Below are 20,366 nucleotides of genomic sequence, written 5' to 3'. Positions count from 1 at the left end.
GGATCGCCGGGGTTCCGGCTCACCTGGCTCAGGCCAGCGCGTGCACCACCATATAGAGCCCCAGGAGCGCCAGCCCGGCCAGGAAGCAACGCCGGAACACCGCCACGGATAAGCGCCTACGCAACCACGTTCCCAGCACCATGCCGGCCAGAGCCGGCAGCAACATCGCCACCGACCCGCCGATCGCCGAAGCGGGATAGCCGCCGTTGCCCGCCAGCCCGATGGCCAGCACCACGGTCGAGGTAGTGAACGAAATACCCATCGCCTGGATCAGCGCATCGCGCTGGAAGCCCAGGGCCTGCAGGTAGGGCACGGCCGGCACCACGAACACGCCGGTCACGGCCGTCACCAGACCCGTCGCGGCGCCCACCAGCGGCCCCAGCCAGCGCTCGTGCGCCGCGGGAACCTGCAGCTGCCGCCCCGTGAGCCCCCAGAGCGCATAGGCCACCAACGCCGCGCCGAGCGCCACCGAAGCCCAGGCGCCAGCCGGCACCCCGAACCACAGCGCGCCGCCCAGGGTGCCCACCACGATGCCCGCCTGCATGCCGCCGATACGCCGCAACACCGGCCGGAAGGTCGCCCGCGGCCCGGTCTGCCACAGGTTGGTGACCAGCGAGGGTGCGATCAACAGCGCCGCCGCGCGCACCGGCGGCATCCACAGCGCGAGGAGCGCCATCGACACCGTCGGCAACCCGAGCCCGACCACGCCCTTGATCACGCCGGCCAGGAGAAATACCGCGGCGGCGGCGGCCCAATGGCCTGTTGCCAGTTCGTTCGAGATCGTCATTGCGGCGCAGTCTGCCGGCCTGTGCCGACGCTGAAAATGCGGCATTCGCGCAGCCAGCCTCAGGCACAGGCTGAGGCTCCCGTGCTACCTTGCAGCCTCAATGCGATTCGACCTCACAGACCTGCGGCTCTTCCTCCACGTCGTGGAGGCCGGGAGCCTGACCGCCGGCGCACAGCGCTCGCACATGACGCTCGCCTCGGCCAGCCAGCGCGTGCGCGGCATGGAAGACGCCCTTGGCAGCCCGCTGCTCACGCGGCATGCGCAGGGCGTGCGCCCCACCGAGGCCGGCCGCACCCTGCTGCACCATGCGCGGGTCGTGCTGCAGCAGATGGAACGCATGCGCGGCGAACTCGGTGAATACGGCCAAGGCCTCAAGGGCCACGTGCGCTTCATGTGCGGCACCTCGGCGCTGAACGAGCACCTGCCCGAGGTGCTGAGCCGCTTTCTTGCGCAGCATCCGCGCATCTCGGTCGATCTCGAGGAAAGACCGAGCCCGCAATCGGTCGATGCGCTGCGGGCTGGGCTGTGCGACATCGGCATCGTCTCGGACGCGGTCGGCACCGAGGGCCTCGAATGCCATCCCTTCCGCCGCGACGACCTGGTGCTCGTGATGCCGCGCGGCCATGCGCTGGCGGGGCGCCGGCGCGTACGGCTGGCCGAGGTGGCCGACAGCGAATTCGTCGGACTGACCGAGGACAGTGCGCTGCAGCAGTTGGTGACGCAGCATGCCCGTGCGCTCGGCAAGCAGCTGGCCTACCGCGTGCGCGTGCGCAACTTCGAGGCCGTGTGCGGCATGGTCGCGCACGGCATCGGCGTGGGCATCGTGCCGCAGACCGCAGCCGCGCGCTGCGCCCGCTCGATGAAGATCGCGCGCGCCAACCTCAGCGATGCATGGGCCGAGCGCACTCTGATGGCCTGCGTGCGCTCGTCGGAACATCTGCCGCTCAACGCGCGGCGGATGCTCGAGCACCTGCTGGCGCCGCCCGAGAAGCCTGCGGCGAAGTAACCTGAACGCGAGGCCGGATGCGGCTCAACGCCGCTGGAATGCAAGCAGCTCCGCCATCTTTCGCAGCGCTTCTTCCGGCGTCGGCGCGATGTGGATCGAACAGGCCAGCATCAGGTTCAGCGGCTGGCCGAAGTCTTCCACCGCGATGCCGCTGCCGGTCTCGCGCAGCACCCCGGCTGCATCGGGCGCGCACGGCAAGAGGGACCGGGCGCGGTCCGCATAGCTGCCCGCAGGCACGCCGTAGGCCACGACCGGAATCCCCAGCGCCACCGCAGCGCCCACCTCGAACACCGTCCCTGAATCGGGCTCCAGGCCGCGGAAGCTTGCGAGGTTGGCCACCACACCGTCCGCGCCGCGAAGCCGCTGCATGTTGGCCTCGTAGATCTGCTCTTCCGGCGCGCCGGCGACTGGCTGATCGTTGCCATCGGCCGGCAGCAGGGCCGCAAGCCCTAGCGCATCGCAAGCCGCCGCGAGCCGCACGAAGTGGTCTCGGGCGTCGGGGCGGAAGACGTCCGGGCCCGCGAGGTAGATCTGCGGGCGAGCCGGATTTTGTGAGTTTCGATTCATGGAGAGCACATCTTAGATTTACCGGGGCCGCCCGGGCCAACTCCAAAGATGGTTCAACGCCCCTTGGGCTCCGCCGCCATGGCCAGCCCCGCCCCGGCTTCACTGCGAAACTGCCGCGGCGTGACGCCGTTGCGCAGCCTGAAACGGCGGCTGAAGTACACGGCGTCGCCAAAGCCGCACTGCCGCGCGATGTCGCCGATGCGGGCGTTCGAGGTGACCAGCAACTCTTTCGCACGCTCCAGGCGGCGCTCGGTCACCAGCTCGGTGAAGGTGCGGTGGGTCTGCTTCTTGAGCAGGTGCGCAAGGTAGTTGGGCGACAGCATGGCGGCCGCCGCGGCATCGTTGAGCGACATTTCCTCGCCCAGATGCTCGCGCACGTAGCGCATCACGCGCTGCAGCGCATCGCGCCCCGAACTGCGCCCGCTCTGCAGCGCCGCCTGCGCGAGCAGTTGCGGCTCGTGCCGGTCGCAGGCCAGCGCCATCAGCTGCAGCAGGATGCCGCGGATCGCGCTCCCGGCACCGAAGCGCCGCTCCCGGTTCAGCGCCGCGAGCTCATCGAGCCAGGCAAGGATGCGCGCGAAATCGGCCTCGCCAAAGTGGAAGTCCATGTACTCCTGGAACAGGAACGGCGCGAGCTCGGGCTGGCGCAGGGCCGGCACCTCTTCCAGATCGAGCGCTTCCACGGCCAGTTCGGGCCACAGAAAGCCCTGGTCGAAGTTCACGATGGCATAGCGCGCCCCGGGCGGATGCGGCACCACGTGCACGCGATAAGGCAGCACGAAGCTCAGGTGCCCCGCGGTAAAGGGCCGCACCGCGCCGCCGATCACCTGTTGCGAGCCGCCATGGATGCTGACCTGGATCTGGAAATACTCGTGCCGGTGCGGCCGCGCCAGAACGTCCCGCGCGCCCTCGAAGCGGATGTCGAAGTCGAGGTGGTTCGCGCGCTCCTGCATGCCGTAGAGGCGGAGGCTGGATCGAAGGGCCGACATGGCGCGATGGTAAGCCCTGGCCTCGAGGCTGCAGATGCGGGCGCCTGGTGTTGCTTGCGTCCTGTTTTTGCGTAGATGCGTACGGAAGCAATACCTCGACGCGCTCCAGAATGACCCCGCTGGCACGGCCGGCTTTCATCGCTTACCCAAGAATTCAGGAGACAAAAATCATGTCCAGTTCACGACGCGGCCTGCTGGCCGGTTCCGCCGCCATGGCCGCCGGCGCGATGACCGGCTGCGCCCTGCCGGCGGGCGCATCGCGTGCGCCACAAACGCCCTTCACGGTGGCGCAGGCCACGGTTCCGATCGTCGGCAGCGAGCAGGCGTTTCCGGTGCGCCGCATCTACTGCATCGGCCGCAACTATGCGGCTCATGCGCGCGAAATGGGTTCCGACCCGACCCGCGAGCCGCCGTTCTTTTTCCAGAAGCCGACGGACGCGATCCAGGTCGTCACGCCCGGCGCCGTGGCCGACCATCCGTACCCGCCGCTGACCAAGAACTACCACTACGAAGTGGAATTGGTCGTGGCCCTCGGCAAGGGCGGACGCGACATCGCGCAGGCGGATGCGCTGGGGCTCGTCTACGGCTATTCGCTTGGCCTGGACATGACCCGGCGTGACCTGCAGCGCGAGATGGGCGACCAGAAAAAGCCGTGGGAAATCGGCAAGAGCTTCGACAAGTCGGCGCCGATCGGGCCGATCCATCCGGTGGCCAAGGTCGGCCACTACACCGACGGCGCCATCTGGCTCAAGGTAAATGGCCAGACGAAGCAGAACGCCACGCTCAAGCACATGATCTGGTCGGTAGCAGAGCAGATCAGCCGGCTGTCACAGGCCTTCGAGCTGATGCCCGGCGACATCATCTACTCGGGCACGCCCGAGAACGTGGGCCCAGTGGTGCGCGGTGACCTGATCGAGATCCACATCGACGGGCTGCCGAACCTTTCGGTGCGGATCGTCTGAGCGAGTCAGTGTGCTGGCAGCCTTTAGCTGCCGGCCACTTTCATGCGATTGATCAGGACCGACCCCGTGGTCTTGGCGCCGAAGGTGTAGGCATCGGCCCCGATGGCCTCGACGCCCATCAGCATGTCCTTCAGGTTGCCGGCAATGGTGATCTCGTGCACCGGGAAGGCAATGCGGCCCTTCTCGACCCAGAAGCCGCTGGCGCCGCGCGAATAGTCGCCGGTGACGTAATTCACGCCCTGCCCCATCAGCTCGATCACGAACAGGCCGGTACCGAGCTTGGCGAGCATGGCGTCGAGGTCGTCGCCGGCCTTGGTGAGGCGCGAGCTCAGGATCAGGTTGTGCGAGCCGCCGGCATTGCCGGTGGTCTTCATGCCCAGCTTGCGCGCCGAATAGGTCGAGAGAAAGTAGCCCTCGAGCCGCCCGGCATCGACCACCTTGCGCGCGCGGGTCACCACGCCTTCGTCGTCGAACGGCGAACTGCCCTTGCCGCGCAGCACGTGCGGGTCTTCGGCCACGTCCACGTGCTTCGGAAGCACAGGCTTGCCGAGCGAATCGAGCAAAAAGGTGCTCTTGCGGTACAGCGCCCCGCCGCTCACGGCCTGCACCAGCCCGCCCAAGAGGCCCACGGCCAGCGGCGACTCGAACAGCACCGGGCATTCGGTGGTCTTGATCTTGCGCGACTTGAGACGGCTCAGCGCCCGTTCGGCGGCGTAGCGGCCCACGGCCTGCGGGCTGGCCAGCTCGTCGGCCGAGCGCATGGAGCTGTACCAGGAGTCGCGCTGCATGTCGTCGCCCTTGCCGGCGATGGGCGCAACCGAAATCGAATGCCGCGAGCTGGCATAGCCGCCGCGAAAACCGTGCGTGTGGGCGCTGAAAAAGTGGCTCTGCTGGGCCGAGACGCCTGCGCCTTCGCTGTTGGTGATGCGCTTGTCGGTCGACAGAGCCGCCGCTTCGCATTCCAGCGCCAGCTTGGCGGCCTGTTCGCTCGTCACGTCCCAGGGGTGGAACAGGTCAAGTTCGGGGTGTTCCTTGGCAATGTCTTCCTCGTCCGGGAGGCCGCTGACCGGGTCTTCGGCCGTGAAACGGGCGATGTCGTAGGCGGCCTGCACCGTCTGGGCAATGGCAGCCTCGGAGAAGTCGGATGTGCTGGCGTTGCCGCGGCGGTGGCCCACGTACACGGTGATGCCCAGCGACTTGTCGCGGTTGCGCTCGACGTTCTCGAGTTCGCCCTTGCGGACCGAGACGCTGAGGCCGCAGCCCTCGGAGGCCTCGGCGCCGGCATCGGTTGCACCGAGCTTTTTGGCGTGGGCCAGGGCCGAGTCGACCAGGTTTTCGAAGAAGGAGCGGCTGTAGGCGAAGCCGGAATCGGCGCGCGAGGAGGATGTCGTCATGTGGTGGCTATGATACTTGCGCCCCCCACATTCCGTTTTCCCTTCAGCTTCCCACTGCGCATTGCACGCGTTGCAACGCCGCACGGTGCGGCCCAGAATCCACCCCATGTCCCGCAAACCCAAAAAAGGCTATTTCGTCCGTGGCCAGTTCGTCGCCGAAGGCAGCGAGCTCGACCTGGAGCTCAAGCGCGAGCTCAAGGGCACCGACGAAGCCAGCCGCACCGACCTCAAGCGCGAAAGCGACGAACTGCAAAAACTCGGCACCGAGCTGCTCGGCCTGCGCGCCGGCTTGTTCGATGCGCTCCCACTCGACGAAAAACTGGTCGACGCCGTGGCCGAGGCCAAGCGCATCACCAATTTCGAGGGCAAGCGCCGCCAGATGCAGTTCATCGGCAAGCTGATGCGCAAGCTGGAGCCCGAGGTGCTGGAGGCCGTGAAGCTCGCCCTGACCGAGCAGAACAGCGTGCCGGCGGCCGAAACCGCCGCGCTGCACGAGGCCGAGCGATGGCGCGACCGGCTGATTGCCGACGACGATGCGCTGGGTGGCTGGATCGAAACCCACCCTGCCACCGATTCCCAGCAGCTGCGCGCCCTGGTGCGCCAGGCCCGCAAGGACATGAAATCCGGCCCCGCCGGTGAAGCGCCGCGCCAGGGCAAGGCCTACCGCGAGATCTTCCAACTGGTGCGTGCCCAGCTGGCGGTGCACGGTGGCGCAGACCACGCTGCGGAGGCTGCCGCGCAAGACCGGGAAGACGACGCATGAACCCCTTGCCTTTCTTCCTCCCCTCCCGGGGGAGGGCTGGGGTGGGGGCAAGCGGCGCATCCATCGGGCGCCCTGCCCGCCCCCATCCCAACCTTCCCCCAAAGGGGGAAGGAGCAACACCATGACCGCACCTGATTCAGTCCGCATCGGCATCGTCTCCATCAGCGACCGGGCCTCCAGCGGCACCTATGAAGACAAGGGCCTGCCTTCGCTGAAGGAATGGCTCGGCCGGGCGCTGAAGAACCCCATCGATTTCGAGTCCCGGCTGATTCCCGACGAAACCGCCCTCATCAGCGCCACGCTGATCGAGCTGGTGGACGCCGGCTGTTCGCTGGTGCTGACCACCGGCGGCACCGGCCCGGCCCTGCGCGACGTGACGCCCGAGGCCACCCTTGCCGTGGCCCACAAGGAAATGCCCGGCTTCGGCGAGCAGATGCGCCAGATCAGCCTGCGCTTCGTGCCCACCGCGATCCTTTCGCGCCAGGTGGCGGTGATCCGCGACAAGAGCCTGATCATCAACCTGCCAGGGCAGCCGAAGTCGATTGCGGAAACGCTCGAAGGGCTGAAAGACACCGAAGGCGTGCAGGTCGTGCCCGGCATCTTCGCGGCGGTGCCCTATTGCATCGACCTGATCGGCGGGCCGTACCTGGAGACCGACGACACGGTCTGCAAGGCGTTCCGGCCCAAGTCGGCCATTCGGCCGCCACGCTAGGCGGCCGCGGCGCGCTGCCGAACCCAGGCCTCGAAGCCGGTCGGCGCGAGGCGCGCACCGGCAGCCGGCGTGAGCGAGCGGTCGTCGAGGCGCACGCCGAAGTAATCCGCGTTGGCATCGGTGACCACTTGCCGGGCGTCGCCTGTCGCAGTGAGATAGCGCCGCACCAGGTCGTCGAGCGGCACCGCCTCCGGCCCGGCGATCTCCACCCTGCCACCTGACGGCGGCTCGGTCACGATCTCGGCCAGCGCCGCGGCCACGTCTTCCGCCGCAATCGGCTGCACCAGTGCGTGCGACAGGCGGATCTCGCTGCCCGCGGCGCCCGCGTTGGCGATGCCGCCCAGGAACTCGAAGAACTGCGTGGCCTGCACGATCGTGTAGGGCACGGGCGAGGCCTCGATCAGGTCCTCCTGAGCCTGCTTGGCCCTGAAATAGCCGCTCGCGAGCAGCCGGTCGGTGCCGACAACCGACAGCGCGATGTGGTGGGCCACCCCAGCTTCGGCCTCGGCCGCAAGCAGGTTGCGCCCCGAGGTTTCGAAGAAGCGCAGCACGGCCTCGTCCTCGAACGACGGCGAGTTCGCCACGTCGACGACCACCTGTGCGCCTGCCAGCGCCTCCTTCAGGCCTCGGCCCGTGAGCGTGTCGACGCCCGTGGAGGGCGAGGCGGCGACGACTTCGTGGCCGGCATGGCGCAGCCGCGCGGCGAGCTTCGAGCCGATGAGGCCGGAGCCTCCGATGATGACGATCTTCATGGTCGATTCCTTGTGAAAGGGAGTCCAGAGAACGTCCCCCTTGGACGTCCATGCGAGAAAGACGTGCAATGGGGATGGTTTGTGACAACGGGACCAAAAACTACCTTGAATCGGCCTGGGGGTAAAGCTCGGCGCCACGCCCTTTCTCCTCGTGGCGCCGGTGCGCCATGCGGTAGAGCAGCGGGAGCACCAGGAGCGTCAGCACGGTCGATGACAGGATGCCGCCAATCACCACCGTGGCCAGCGGGCGCTGCACCTCCGCGCCGGTGCCGGTAGCGATCGCCATCGGCACGAAGCCCAGCGATGCGACCAGCGCGGTCATCAGCACCGGCCGCAGCCGCGTGAGCGCGCCTTCGCGGATCGCCGCATCGAGCGGCAGCCCGCCCTCGCGCAGGTTGCGAATGAACGAGATCATCACCAGCCCGTTGAGCACCGCCACGCCTGAAAGCGCGATGAACCCCACCGCCGCGGAGATCGAGAGCGGAATGCCGCGCAACCACAGCGCGACGATGCCGCCCGTGAGCGCAAATGGAATGCCGGTGAACACCAGGAGGCCGTCCTTCAGGTTGCCGAACATCGCGAACAGCAGCGTGAACACCAGCAGCAGCGATACCGGCACCACCACCTGCAGCCGCTCGGTGGCCGAGGCGAGGTTCTCGTACTGGCCGCCCCAGGCCGTCCAGTAGCCCGGCGGAATGCTCACCTTGCGCATCGCTTCCCCGGCCTCGGCCACGAAGGAGCCGAGGTCGCGGCCGCGCACGTTGGCGCTCACCACGATGCGGCGCTTGCCGTTCTCGCGGCTCACCTGGTTGGGGCCGGGCGCCAGCTCCAGCGTGACCACCTCGCCGAGCGGGATGAAGCTGGTGCGCTGCTGCGCCTCCGCGCCCACGCCCCGGGGCAGCGCCACGGGGAGGCGCTTGATCGCCTCCAGGTCGGCGCGCAGGTGCTCGGGCAGGCGCACGAGGATGTCGAAGCGCCGGTCGCCGTCGAACAGCGTGCCGGCCTCGCGGCCGCCCACCGCGATGGAGACGGCGTCCTGCACGTCGCCCACGTTGAGCCCGTAGCGCGCGGTCTTCTGGCGGTCGATGTTGACCGTGAGCATAGGCAGGCCAGTGGTCTGCTCGACCTTCACTTCGGCGGCGCCGGGGATCTTGCCCAGCACGCCCGACACCTCGGCTGCCGTCCTGTTCAGCACGTCCATGTCGTCGCCGAAGATCTTCACCGCCACGTCGCTGCGCACGCCGGAGATCAGCTCGTTGAAGCGCAGCTGGATCGGTTGCGAGAACTCGTAGTTGTTGCCCGGCAGCTTCTCGATCTCCTCCTGCACGGCCGCCAGCAGTTCTGCGCGTGTGCGGCGCGATGTACCTTGCGATGTGGGCCACTCGCTCTCGGGCTTCAGCATGATGTAGCCGTCGGAAATGTTCGGCGGCATCGGGTCGGATGCGATCTCGGCCGTGCCGGTGCGCGCGAACACGCGCTCGATCTCCGGAAACTTCGCCTTCAGCGTGCGTTCGATCTGCTTTTGCATCTCGACCGACTGCGTGAGGCTGGTACCCGGAATGCGCAGCGCCTGCACGGCGAAGTCGCCCTCGCCCAGGCTCGGCACGAACTCCGTGCCCAGGCGCGTGGCCAGCAGGCCCGAGAGCACCACCGCCACCACCGCCGTGGTGATGACCAGCGGCTTGGCTCCCATTGCGCGCGCCAGCAGCGGCGCGTAGCCGCGCCTGGCCCAGTGCATCAGGCGGTTTTCTTTCTCGCCCACCTTGTTGCCGATGAAGAGCGCCACGGCCGCGGGGATGAACGTGATCGACAGGATCATTGCGCCCAGCAGCGCAATCACCACGGTGAAGGCCATCGGGTGGAACAGCTTGCCCTCCACACCTGTGAGCGCAAAGATCGGCAGGTACACGATCATGATGATCAGCTGGCCGAACAAGAGCGGTCGCCGCGCCTCCTGCGAGGCCGCGAACACTTCATGGAAACGCTCACTGCGCGTGAGCGGCCGCCCGTGCTTCGCCTGCGCATGGGCGAGGCGCCGCACGCAGTTCTCCACGATCACCACCGCGCCGTCGATGATGATGCCGAAGTCCAGCGCGCCCAGGCTCATGAGGTTGGCGCTGATTTTCTGGTTCACCATGCCGGTGAAGGTGAAGAGCATCGACAGCGGAATCACCAGCGCGGTGATCAGCGCCGCGCGCATGTTGCCGAGAAACAGGAACAGGATGGCAATAACCAGCACTGCGCCTTCGAGCAGGTTCTTCTTCACCGTGGCAATGGCCTTGTCGACCAGCACGGTGCGGTCGTACACGGTCACGGCCTTCACGCCCGCGGGCAGCGTTCGGTTGATTTCCTGCATCTTCTTGTCGACCGCCTGAGAGACGGTGCGGCTGTTCTCGCCGATCAGCATGAACACGGTGCCGAGGACCGCCTCGCGGCCGTTGTCGGTCGCCGCGCCAGTGCGCAGTTCCTGGCCAATGCCCACATCGGCCACGTCGCGCACGCGCAGCGGAATGCCGCCGGCGTTGCCGAGGATCACGTTGCCGATGTCCTCCACCGACTTCACCTGCCCCGGCGCGCGGATGAGGTACTGCTCGCCGCGCTTCTCGATGTAGCCCGCGCCCACGTTGGCGTTGTTGCGTTCCAGCGCGGCCACCAGGTCGGTCATCGTGAGGCCGTGCGCCAGCAGCTTGGCAGGATCGGGCGCGATCTGGAACTCCTTGGCGTAGCCGCCGATGGAGTTGATCTCCGTCACGCCCTTCACGTTGCGCAGCTGCGGCTTGATGATCCAGTCCTGGATCTCGCGCAGGTCGGTCGGCGTGTATGGTTTGCCGTCGGCCTTCTTCGCGCCCTCTTCCGCTTCCACGGTCCAGAGATAGATCTCGCCAAGGCCGGTCGAGATCGGACCGATCACCGGCGAGATGCCGCTCGGCATGCTTTCGCGCGCCGACTGGATGCGCTCGTTCACGAGCTGACGCGCAAAGTAGATGTCGGTGCCGTCCTCGAAGATCACCGTCACCTGCGAGAGGCCGTAGCGCGAGAGCGAGCGAGTCTGCTGCAGCCCCGGCAGGCCGGCCATCACCGTCTCGATGGGATAGGTCACGCGCTGCTCGGCCTCGAGCGGCGAATAGCCGGGCGCGGACGTGTTGATCTGCACCTGCACGTTGGTGATGTCGGGCACCGCGTCGATCGGCAGCTTCTGGTAGCTGAAGATGCCGAGCGCGGCCATGCCCAGCACCGCGAGCAGGATCAGCCAGCGCTGTTCGATGGAAAACCGGATGACTCGTTCGAACATTCGGCCTCCTCAGTGCGTGTGCGTGGCAGAGCTCTTGCCCTGCTGCGACTTGACGACGAAGCTGCCGCTCGCGGCATACGTGGAGCCGGACGCAAGGCCGCTCACGATCTCGATGCGCCGGCCGTCGCTGCGTCCGGTCTGCACCGCCTGCGGCATGAAGCCGCCGGGCACCTTGACGAAAACCGTGGGCTGCCCCTCCACCGTCTGCACCGCCTCGGCCGATACCGTCACCGGGGCCTCTGCTCCGGACGAAGCAAGCTCCACGCTCACGAACAACCCGGGCCGCCACACGCGCTGCGGATTCGTCACGGTGACGCGCGCCGTCGCTGTACGCGTCTGCGCGCCGATGAGCGAGCCCAGGTACGACACCGTGCCGCTGGCTGTCTGGTCGAAAGCGCTGGAGCGGATGGTCACCGGCTCGCCGATGCGAACGAGGTTGAGGTTGTTGGCGGCCACGCTGATCTCGGCCCAGACCGTGGAGAGATCCGAAATGGTGAAGACGCTGGCGTCTTCCTTGACCGACTCGCCGAGCGAGATGTGCTTCTCGACCACCATGCCGTCGAAAGGCGCGCGCAGCTCGTAGCGGCCAAGGGCCGGCGAGCCCGGCGTGGCGCCCAGCGCCAGCAGCTTCTGGTTCGCGTTGGCCACGGCGATCTGCGCCTCTTGCATGGCCTGCTCCACCTGCAGGTAGTCCTGCTGGGCCGAGATCTTTTCTTGCCAGAGTTTTTTCTCGCGCTCGTAGGTGGTGCGGGCGAGCGCCAGCCGGCGCTGCGCCGACTGCAGTTCGCTGCGCTGCTCCGAGAGCCCCGGGCTCGACAGCACCGCCAGCACCTGGCCGCGCCTCACTTCCTGGCCAAGGTTGGCCGGCACGCTCTCGACCACGCCCGCCACGCGCGGCACCACGTGGGCCGTGCGGTCTTCGTTGAACTTGATCTCGCCCGGCAGTTGCAGCAACGACCGGATGCGCGCGGGGCCGGCGCTTTCGATGGCCATGCCGACGGCCTTGACCTGCTCGTCGGTGAAGACGATTTTTTTGTCGCCTTCCCGTTCTTCGTGCGCCTCGCCGGTGTGGCCCTTGGCTTCGCCGTGGCCCTTGGCCTCGCCATTGCCATGGCCATGGCCGTGCTCATCGCCCTCTTCATGGTGCTCGCCCTCGGCATGCTCTGCGGCTTCCGAATGTCCCCCGGCTTCGGGTTGGGCGGGCGTGGTGCGCAGGATCATTGCGCCGGCCGCGAGGCCTACCACCAGCACGGCCACGATGGCCAGCCACTGCTTCTTGCCGACGCGTTCCGCGAAGGTCTTGCGTTCTTGCGTGTTCATGATTCGTGGAGTCCTTGTCAGCGCGCAGCAGGTGCCGCACGGAGGGTTTCGTCGCCGATGCCGAGCAGCCGGTCAAGTTCGCCGGCCGCGCGATGCGCCTCGGCCAGGGCGAGCAGGTGCTGGTTACGCACCTGGAACAGCGTGCGCTGCGCATCGAGCGCTTCGAGAAAGCTGAACTTCCCGAGCTCGAAGCCTCGGGCGGCTGCGTGGCGGGCGGCTTCGGCGCCGGGCAGCGCGTCGCGCTGCAGCATCTCGGCGGTGGCGCGCGCCGAACGCAGGCGCTCGGTGGCCTGCGCCACGTCGGCACGCAGCTGAAGTTCGGCCGCCAGAAGGTCGTCGCGCGCCTTCTCTTCGCGGCTCAGCGCCTCGGCGACGTTGCCGCGGTTGGTGTCGAAGATCGGCAGCGGCACCGACACGCCCACCACGACCTGGTTGCGGCCGCTGCCGCTGCCCATGCCTTCATCGGCCGGCACGCGCTTCGCGCCCAGCGACACGGTGATGTCGGGCACACGCCGGGCCTGCTCCAGCGCCGAGAGCGCCTCGCGCCGCTCGACCTCGAGCCTGGCCTGGCGCAGTACCGGTGCCTCGGAAAGCCGATGCTGCACGGCGTCCGCAGTCGCTGCAGGCAGCAGGTCGATCGCGCCGTCTGCGTGCGTGAAACGGGGCGACGCATTGCCCCAGAGCGCAGCGAGTTGCCGGCGCGCCGAACGCAGCGCGCCCTCGGCCTGCAGCAGCTCGACGCGGATGCCGGCCTCGGCCACGCGCGCCCGGTTCTCCTCGAGCGGCGACACCTTGCCCGCCGCCACCCGGTTGGCGGCCGCGCGGGTCGCCACCTCTGCAAGCCCCACCGAGTCCTGCGCCAATCGCAAGCGCTCCTGCGCGGCCAGCACTTCGAAGAACAGCGTGATCGTCGATGCGCGAAGCTCGGAACGCCGCGCAAGCAACGCCGATTCGGCCTGGTCCCGGGCACGCTCGGCCGCCGTCACGCGGGCCGCGCGCTTGCCGCCCAGCTCGATGGGCTGGCTCAGCTGCAGCGTGGTGGTGCGGTTGTCGCGCCGCAGGTCTTCCACCTGCGCGCCGAACACCGGGTTGGGCCAGGCTCCGGCCTGCACCACGGCCGCATCGGTGGCCTCCCGTTCGCGCGCGGCGGACGAGAGTCCGGGGTTGAACTGCCGTGCCAGCGCGAGCGCGCTGGGCAGGTCCAGCGGGCCTGCGGGCTCTGTCGCTCCCGGGGCAGCGTGCCTGAGCGAAGAAGGATTGGAACCGGCAGTGGATTGTGAAAATGCCGGGGACACCGCCAAGGCCATGACGGCCAGCGGCACGAAGAGCGTGCGCATCGAATTCTCCTGGGTTGCAAAACAACGGGCGAGGGAATTCGGCGAGAGCTCAGCTGATGATGGGTATCAGGAAAATGGGTTGTTCTCTCGCCGAATCAAAGGGCGAGAGGCCACGCAGGAGGCACGGGCACTTCGGAGATGTGCGAGACGAAATGTTCCGCGCGCATGGCGCGCAGTGCCTGCGCGATTGGCGGAGCCTGCACGCGATCGGCCATGGTCGGCAGGTGTTGCGCATGGCCCAGGTGGCAGACGGCGCAATCGCCGAGCACGGCGTTGGGCTGGGTGCCGGGGCTCTTTTGCGCGTCATCGGTCGTGCGCGAATCGCTGGCACTGCTGCTCGGCTCGTGCTCGTGATGCCCCCAGTGGCCCGGTTGCACATCGCGTTCATGCTGGCAATAGGCCGCCGACGCCGCCCAGCTGAACTGGAACGGAAGCAAAAGCAGCAAAAAGATCAGAAGCCAGTGGCGCATGGTCCAAAAAAGTATATCGGCGACATGGAGCTCGCCGGTCTGAAATGCCCTTGCAGTTCGCAGGCGATGCGAATTCTTGTCATCGAACGCGAGCCCGGACTGGGCGACGAGCCGGTGTCAAGGCTTGGCCGGCGCCTCCGGCTCTGCCTCAGGCTTGCCCCCAGCGTCGCCGGCATGCAGCGCCTTGCGTCCGATGCACAGCGTCATCAGCGGCCCCGTCATCGCGGTGGTGGCCAGGGCCATCACCAGCAGCATGGTGAAAAGCTCGGGGCCGATCAGTCCCACGTCGAACCCGATCTTGATCACGATCAGCTCCATGAGCCCGCGCGCGTTCATCAGCGAACCGGTGGCCAGGCTGTCGCGCCAGCTGTAGCCCGCGATGCGCGCGCCGGCCGCGCCACCGGCAATCTTGCCGACGGTGGCCACGCCCACGATCAGCAGCATCGCACCCAGGCTCGCACCGGAGAAGGCATTCGCCGTGGTGCCCAGCCCCGCAAGCGCAAAGAACAGCGGCATCAGCACGACGATGGAAATCGGCTCGATGCGTTCGCTCAGCGAGCGCAGCAGGCGGTCATCGCGCGGCAGGCAGGCGCCGAACAGGAAGGCGCCGAACACCGCGTGCAGGTGCAGCCATTCGGTCAGCAGCGCGGTGAGCAACAGGCCGATCATGAGCGAGGCCATCACCGTGGTCGAAGGCTCGCCGTCGGGCGCCTTCACCCGCAGCAGCCATGCAAAGGCGGGCTTCAGACCGAAGAACAGGAAGGCGAGCATCACGACCACGCCGACGGTGATCTTGATCAGGCTCTCGTAGCCCTCGCCCGCGCCAACCAGCGCCACCACGAAGGCCAGCAGGATCCAGGCGAACACGTCGACCACCGCCGCCGCACTGAGCGAGAGCTGGCCGAAGGCCGTGCGCGTCATGCCGCGGTCCTTGAGGATGCGCGCCATGACGGGAAAGGCCGTGATGGAAAGCGCCGCCGCCATGAAAAGCGCAAAGGGCCAGAAAGCGACACCGGCCGGCGCGAGCGTGGGGTACAGCGCAGGCGAGATCGCAATGCCCAGCGCCAGGGGCACGATCACGCTGAGCACGCCCACCGCGCCCGCCGCCTTGAGCTGCGCCCGCATGTTCCGCGTGGCCCGCAGCTCCAGGCCCACCACGAACATAAACAGCACCAGCCCCACCGTCGACAGCGAAGAAAGGCCCTGCAGCGAGTCCTTGGCAAACAGCTGCGCGTGCAGCGAAGGGAAGAGCGCGCCCATGACCGCCGGGCCGAGCATGAGGCCCGCCGCCATTTCACCCACCACGCCCGGCTGGCCGAGGTAGCGAAGCACCCAGCCGCACAGGCGCGCGGTGGTCAGAATGACGACGAGTTGCAGCAGAAGGGAGGTGACGGACATCGAGGGGCTGGAGTCGGAAGGCGAGGCAGCCGATGTTAGTTCCAAGCGGTGTCGCCCAGCCAGCGGTTGGCCCACTGGTTCAGCGTGAGGCGCTTGGCAGCCCCCGGCAACTCACCTGGACGCGCGCATCAGCCGCAAGCCGTTCGCAACCACCAGCAGGCTCGCTCCCATGTCAGCAAACACCGCCATCCACATCGTTGCGCCGCCGAACACCGCGAGCACGAAGAACACGACCTTGATGCCGAGCGCCAGGGTGATGTTCTGCCACAGCACCGAATGCGCGCGGCGCGAGAGGCGAATCGTTTCGGGAATGCGCCGCAGGTCGTCGTTCATGATGACCACGTCGGCCGCTTCCATGGCGGTGTCGGTGCCCGCGCCGCCCATCGCAAAGCCGATGTCGGCCTGCGCGAGCGCGGGTGCGTCGTTGATGCCGTCGCCCGTCATGCCGGCCATGCCGTAGCGCTGCTGAAGCGCCTTGATGGCATCGAGCTTCTCCTCGGGAAGCAGGTTGCCGCGCACGTCGTCAATGCCGGCATGTTCGCCGATTGCCCTGGCCGTGGCGGCGTTGTCGCCGGTCAGCATCACGGGCGTGACGCCCAGCGCACGCAGTTCGGCCATGGCCGCCTGCGAAGAAGGCTTGATGGTGTCGGCCACCGCGAACAGCGCCAGCACCGCATGGCCGGAGGCCAGCAGGGTGACGGTGCGCCCTGCCTCCTCATGCCGCTTCAGCTCGGCTTCGAGCGCGGGGCTGCACAGCTTCTGTTCTTCGATGAAGCGATGGTTTCCAAGCACATAGCTGCGGCCTTCGTGCGTGGCCTGCACGCCGCGTCCGGGCAAGGCCATGAAGTTGCCGACCGGTCGGTGCTCGCGCTTCAGGCCCTCGGCAATGGCCTTCGACACCGGGTGGTCGGAGCGGCCAGCGATGCTCGCGGCAATGGCAAGGATTTCGCCCTCGTCCGCCGTCTTGTCGAGCAGGCTGGTTTCGACCAGCTTCGGCTTGCCTTCGGTGATGGTGCCCGTCTTGTCGAGCGCGACGGCCTTGAGCTTGCGCGCCTCCTCGAGGTAGGTGCCGCCCTTGATCAGGATGCCGCGCCGCGCGGCCGAGGCCAGTGCACTCACCACCGTGACGGGCGTCGAGATGACGAGCGCGCAAGGGCATGCAATGACCAGCAGCACCAGCGCCTTGTAGACGGCCTCCATCCAGGTCCAGCCCATGAGCCAGGGCGTGAGCACCGCCACTGCGATTGCCAGCACGAAGACCGCGGGCGTATAGACGGCGGCGAACCGGTCGACGAAGCGCTGCGTGGGAGCGCGCGTGCCTTGCGCTTCTTCGACCGCGTGGATGATGCGAGCCAACGTGGTGTTGGCAGCCACGGCCGTGACGCGGAATTCGAGCGCACCCGCCTGGTTGATGGTGCCCGCAAACACGGCGTCGCCCACCGACTTGTCGACCGGAATGCTCTCGCCGGTCACGGGCGCCTGGTCGATGGCGCTCATGCCTTCCGTCACCACGCCGTCGAGCGGCACGCGCTCGCCGGGGCGAATGCGCACCAGGGCACCAAGCGCCACGGTGTCTGCCTTTGCCGTCTTCCAGCTGCCGTCGGGCTGCCTGACCTCGGCCAGCTCAGGCGCCAGCGCCAACAGGCCCTGGATGGCATTGCGGGCGCGGTCGACGGCGCGAGCCTCGATCATTTCCGCAATGGCATAGAGCGCCATCACCATCGCGGCCTCGGGCCATTGGCCGATGACGAAGGCGCCCGTGACCGCCACCGCCATCAGGGCGTTGATGTTGAGGCGCCAGCGCACCAATGCGGCAAAGCCCTTCTTGTAGGTGTCGAGCCCGGCCAGCGCGATGGCTGCGAGCGCCACCCCCATCTCCACCGCCGTGAACGCGATGCCCTCCGGGGCGAGAAATGAAATCGTCTCGGCCGCGATCGCCAGCACCAGCGCGGCCACCAACCGCAAGAGCTCCGGCGTCATGAGGCCGGCGGCGCGCGCCGTGCCGGGAGCAGGCGGCGCACCGGCCACCTCGTTCAGCGGCTCGGGCTTGAAGCCCGCCTTGCGGATGGCCTCGAGCGCATCGGGCAAGGCAGTGTCATCGGCGGTGATCGCCATCGTCCGTTCGGCGAGCCGAAAGCGCAGCCCGCTGATGCCGCCGACAGGCTCCAGCGCGCGGCGGATCTCGGACTCCTCGACGGCGCAATCCATGGTGGGAATACGGAAGAGCAAGGCGCCCTTCGGGATGTCTGCGGTATCGACGGAGGCAACAACTGCCGATCCACATGCGGAGTTGCCGCAGCAGGCTGTTTCGGCCGGCGCATGCGAATGAGCATGTGCATTCGGCGCCACCGATTTCAGAGCGTTCTGGTTCGTCATGAATTGCATTGGAAACCCTGAAGCAGGTGTAGAGTCAAACGCTGTATTCCTCCACCCCCTTCTTGCCGCATCATGAAAATCGGAGAACTGGCCAAGGTCGCGAACACGCCGGTCGAAACCATCCGGTACTACGAGCGCGAGCAGCTGCTGCCCGAGCCGGCGCGCACCGAAGGCAACTACCGCATCTACGACGACGAGCATGCGCAGCGGCTGGGCTTTATCCGCCGCTGCCGTTCGCTGGACATGACCCTCGATGAAATCCGCAGCCTGCTGCGCTTTCGCGATGCGCCCGGCGAAGACTGCGGCGAGGTCAACCAGCTGCTGGACGACCACATCGGCCACGTGGCTGCGCGCATTTCCGAACTCAAGACACTGGAGAAGCAGCTGAAGGCCCTGCGCCTGCAATGCGGCGCCCCTCAATCGGCGCAGAACTGCGGCATCCTGCAAGAGCTCGACACTGCCGCGCCGGCGACCGAACCCTTCGGACAGCACGCAGGCCATGTTCATGGCTCGCTGCATGCGGCCGCGAAACGATCGCCCTGAAAGGCCCCGCTACTTGCCGATGAGCTGCGTGAGCTTCTCCGCCTCGAAGCTCTCGTCAAGCGCCGCATCGCAGGGCACGCAGTCCTTGGTACCGGGATGCGCAGACAGCTTCTCGATGGCCTGCCACAGCAGGGCGATCTGGTGTTCCTGGCTCGCGGCACTGTCGACGAGGCCGCGCATGGCCTGGCTCAACGGGTCGTCGTCCTGCGTGATGCCGTAGGCGGAGAACTTCTGCGGCGCGGCCACATCGGCGCTCTCGCCGGCCTTCGACGGGATGATGCGTGCGGGAATGCCCACCGCGGTTGCCCCTGCCGGCACCGGCTTGATGACCACCGCGTTGCTGCCGATCTTGGCGCCATCGCCGACGAGAAACCCGCCCAGCACCTTGGCCCCCGCGCTCACCACCACGTTGCGCCCCAGCGTCGGGTGCCGCTTGGTGCCCTTGTAGAGCGAGGTGCCGCCGAGCGTCACGCCCTGGTAGATGGTGCAGCCGTCGCCGATCTCGGCGGTTTCGCCCACCACCACGCCCATGGCATGGTCGAAGAACACCCGCTCACCGAGCTTGGCCGCGGGATGGATCTCGATGCCGGTGAGCCAGCGGGCCCAGTGCGCGATGGCGCGTGCCGGCCACTTGAAACCGTGCATCCAACATGCGTGCGCCCAGCGGTGCAGCACCACGGCATGGAAGCCGGGGTAGACCGTGATCACTTCCCAGGCGCTGCGGGCGGCCGGGTCGCGTTCGAGGATGCACCGGATGTCGGCGCGCATTCGAGAAAACATCGCTGCCTTTGTTGTCGTTATATCGATAGGGGCCGGGCAGTCTAAAGCGCAGGGTCTTCGCGTACGGGCGATGGGGTTTTAGGCTCGCGCGCGGCGTCGGCCATGGCCTTGGCGATGCCGCGGAGGATGTGAATTTCCTCCGGCGTGGGCTGGGCGCGGTTGAAAAGCTGCTGCAGCCGGGGCATCAGCTTCTTGGGCGCCTGCGGGTCGAGAAAACCGATCTCCACCAGCGACCGTTCCCAATGATCGAGCATGCCGGCCACCGCCTTCGCATCGGCCGCCTGCACCGGCGCCGTGGCGTCGCGCACCTCGTAGCCCCCCAGGGCCAGCCGCCATTCGTAGGCAACCACCTGGATGGCGGCGCCGAGGTTCAGGGAGCCGAACTTCGGATCCGTGGGAATGCTCAGGGCCACGTTGCAGCGGTAGACGTCTTCGTTGCGCATGCCGAAACGCTCGGAGCCGAACAGGAAGGCCACATGCTGGTCGCCCTGCTTCACGAGCGGCTCCAGGTGCTCGCGCGGGGTGCGCGTGGGCGGGCCGAAGTCGCGCGGGATCATGGCGGTGGCGCACAGGTGGGTCACGCCGTCGAGCGCCTCGTCCAGCGTTTCAACGATGCGGGCGTTGTTCAGAACGTCCAGCGCACCGCTCGCGCGCTGGATGGTTTCTTCCCGCCGCAGCACGTTGGCCCACCGTGGCGCCACCAGCACCAGGTCGTCGAAACCCATGGTCTTCATGGCGCGGGCGGCGGCGCCCACATTGCCGGCATGGCTGGTCTGGATCAGGATAAATCGGGTGCGCATGGAGGGTTTGGAGACACAAAACGGGCGGAGCCGGTAAAATGTCCGATTCTCGCCGCCCGCATCGCCGGGCCGCTCATCGGGGCGCCAGCCGCTCCTTCCGCCGTTCTTCTCACAATCC

General features: G+C 67.7%; 18 protein-coding genes. 5 read left to right on the top strand and 13 right to left on the bottom strand.

Annotation, left to right across the window (positions count from 1 at the left end):
- Positions 1–28: 28 nt before the first annotated feature.
- Positions 29–787: a sulfite exporter TauE/SafE family protein gene (locus tag BLR24_RS09815; protein WP_175543230.1), complete on the bottom strand. Its 759-nt coding sequence runs from the start codon at positions 785–787 to the stop codon at positions 29–31.
- A 100-nt stretch (positions 788–887) separates the two neighbouring features.
- On the opposite strand from BLR24_RS09815, the gene BLR24_RS09810 reads away from it, so the two are divergent.
- A complete protein-coding gene (locus tag BLR24_RS09810; protein ID WP_093016234.1) occupies positions 888–1,793 on the top strand; it encodes a LysR family transcriptional regulator in 906 nt (301 codons plus the stop codon).
- A 24-nt stretch (positions 1,794–1,817) separates the two neighbouring features.
- Here BLR24_RS09810 and BLR24_RS09805 read toward each other — a convergent pair whose 3' ends face one another.
- Together BLR24_RS09805 and BLR24_RS09800 are read right to left on the bottom strand one after the other, a co-directional pair.
- Positions 1,818–2,360 carry a nucleoside 2-deoxyribosyltransferase gene (locus BLR24_RS09805; protein ID WP_093016232.1) on the bottom strand — a complete coding sequence of 181 codons (543 nt, stop codon included), beginning with the start codon at positions 2,358–2,360 and terminating at the stop codon, positions 1,818–1,820.
- A 53-nt stretch (positions 2,361–2,413) separates the two neighbouring features.
- Positions 2,414–3,313: a helix-turn-helix transcriptional regulator gene (locus BLR24_RS09800; protein ID WP_093016230.1), complete on the bottom strand. Its 900-nt coding sequence runs from the start codon at positions 3,311–3,313 to the stop codon at positions 2,414–2,416.
- A 206-nt stretch (positions 3,314–3,519) separates the two neighbouring features.
- On the opposite strand from BLR24_RS09800, the gene BLR24_RS09795 reads away from it, so the two are divergent.
- A complete protein-coding gene (locus BLR24_RS09795) occupies positions 3,520–4,311 on the top strand; it encodes a fumarylacetoacetate hydrolase family protein (RefSeq protein WP_093016228.1) in 792 nt (263 codons plus the stop codon).
- A gap of 23 nt (positions 4,312–4,334) precedes the next feature.
- On the opposite strand, the gene pmbA is transcribed toward BLR24_RS09795, so the two are convergent.
- On the bottom strand, positions 4,335–5,705 hold the full coding sequence (pmbA, locus tag BLR24_RS09790; RefSeq protein WP_093016226.1) for a metalloprotease PmbA: 1,371 nt from the start codon (positions 5,703–5,705) through the stop codon (positions 4,335–4,337).
- 106 nt (positions 5,706–5,811) lie between these two features.
- Between pmbA and yjgA the strand changes: the two genes are divergently transcribed.
- Both yjgA and mog read left to right on the top strand, forming a co-directional pair.
- Complete coding sequence (yjgA, locus tag BLR24_RS09785; RefSeq protein ID WP_093016224.1) at positions 5,812–6,468, top strand: ribosome biogenesis factor YjgA; 657 nt, start codon at positions 5,812–5,814, stop codon at positions 6,466–6,468.
- 121 nt (positions 6,469–6,589) lie between these two features.
- The gene (mog, locus tag BLR24_RS09780; RefSeq protein ID WP_093016222.1) at positions 6,590–7,180 is read left to right on the top strand and encodes a molybdopterin adenylyltransferase; all 591 of its coding nucleotides are present in this window, start codon (positions 6,590–6,592) and stop codon (positions 7,178–7,180) included.
- On the opposite strand, the gene BLR24_RS09775 is transcribed toward mog, so the two are convergent.
- The 7 genes from BLR24_RS09775 to BLR24_RS09745 form a co-directional block, all read right to left on the bottom strand.
- Positions 7,177–7,932, bottom strand: coding sequence for an SDR family oxidoreductase (locus BLR24_RS09775; protein ID WP_093016220.1), 756 nt, complete (start codon positions 7,930–7,932; stop codon positions 7,177–7,179). The two genes, mog and BLR24_RS09775, sit on opposite strands and share 4 nt — an antisense overlap.
- Positions 7,933–8,032: 100 nt before the next feature.
- On the bottom strand, positions 8,033–11,224 hold the full coding sequence (locus BLR24_RS09770) for a CusA/CzcA family heavy metal efflux RND transporter (RefSeq protein ID WP_093016218.1): 3,192 nt from the start codon (positions 11,222–11,224) through the stop codon (positions 8,033–8,035).
- 9 nt (positions 11,225–11,233) lie between these two features.
- Entirely contained in the window at positions 11,234–12,544 is a 1,311-nt protein-coding gene (locus BLR24_RS09765) for an efflux RND transporter periplasmic adaptor subunit (RefSeq protein WP_093016216.1), read from the bottom strand.
- Positions 12,545–12,561: 17 nt separating this feature from the next.
- Positions 12,562–13,881, bottom strand: coding sequence for a TolC family protein (locus BLR24_RS09760; protein WP_093016214.1), 1,320 nt, complete (start codon positions 13,879–13,881; stop codon positions 12,562–12,564).
- 95 nt (positions 13,882–13,976) lie between these two features.
- The gene (gene czcI / locus BLR24_RS09755; RefSeq protein WP_093016212.1) at positions 13,977–14,351 is read right to left on the bottom strand and encodes a cation efflux protein, CzcI family; all 375 of its coding nucleotides are present in this window, start codon (positions 14,349–14,351) and stop codon (positions 13,977–13,979) included.
- A gap of 117 nt (positions 14,352–14,468) precedes the next feature.
- Entirely contained in the window at positions 14,469–15,749 is a 1,281-nt protein-coding gene (locus BLR24_RS09750) for a cation:proton antiporter (RefSeq protein ID WP_093016210.1), read from the bottom strand.
- A gap of 111 nt (positions 15,750–15,860) precedes the next feature.
- Entirely contained in the window at positions 15,861–18,125 is a 2,265-nt protein-coding gene (locus BLR24_RS09745) for a heavy metal translocating P-type ATPase (RefSeq protein WP_093016348.1), read from the bottom strand.
- A gap of 72 nt (positions 18,126–18,197) precedes the next feature.
- Between BLR24_RS09745 and cadR the strand changes: the two genes are divergently transcribed.
- A complete protein-coding gene (gene cadR / locus BLR24_RS09740; protein WP_093016208.1) occupies positions 18,198–18,668 on the top strand; it encodes a Cd(II)/Pb(II)-responsive transcriptional regulator in 471 nt (156 codons plus the stop codon).
- A 9-nt stretch (positions 18,669–18,677) separates the two neighbouring features.
- Here cadR and cysE read toward each other — a convergent pair whose 3' ends face one another.
- The gene (gene cysE / locus BLR24_RS09735) at positions 18,678–19,469 is read right to left on the bottom strand and encodes a serine O-acetyltransferase (protein WP_302848498.1); all 792 of its coding nucleotides are present in this window, start codon (positions 19,467–19,469) and stop codon (positions 18,678–18,680) included.
- A 20-nt stretch (positions 19,470–19,489) separates the two neighbouring features.
- Complete coding sequence (locus tag BLR24_RS09730) at positions 19,490–20,248, bottom strand: RNA methyltransferase (RefSeq protein WP_093016204.1); 759 nt, start codon at positions 20,246–20,248, stop codon at positions 19,490–19,492.
- Positions 20,249–20,366: the final 118 nt, after the last annotated feature.

The organism is Variovorax sp. OV700 (assembly GCF_900099805.1).
In the GTDB taxonomy this organism is placed as follows: domain Bacteria; phylum Pseudomonadota; class Gammaproteobacteria; order Burkholderiales; family Burkholderiaceae_C; genus Variovorax.
Note: the sequence above shows the minus strand (reverse complement) of the source record. Positions and strands in the feature narration are given on the sequence as shown.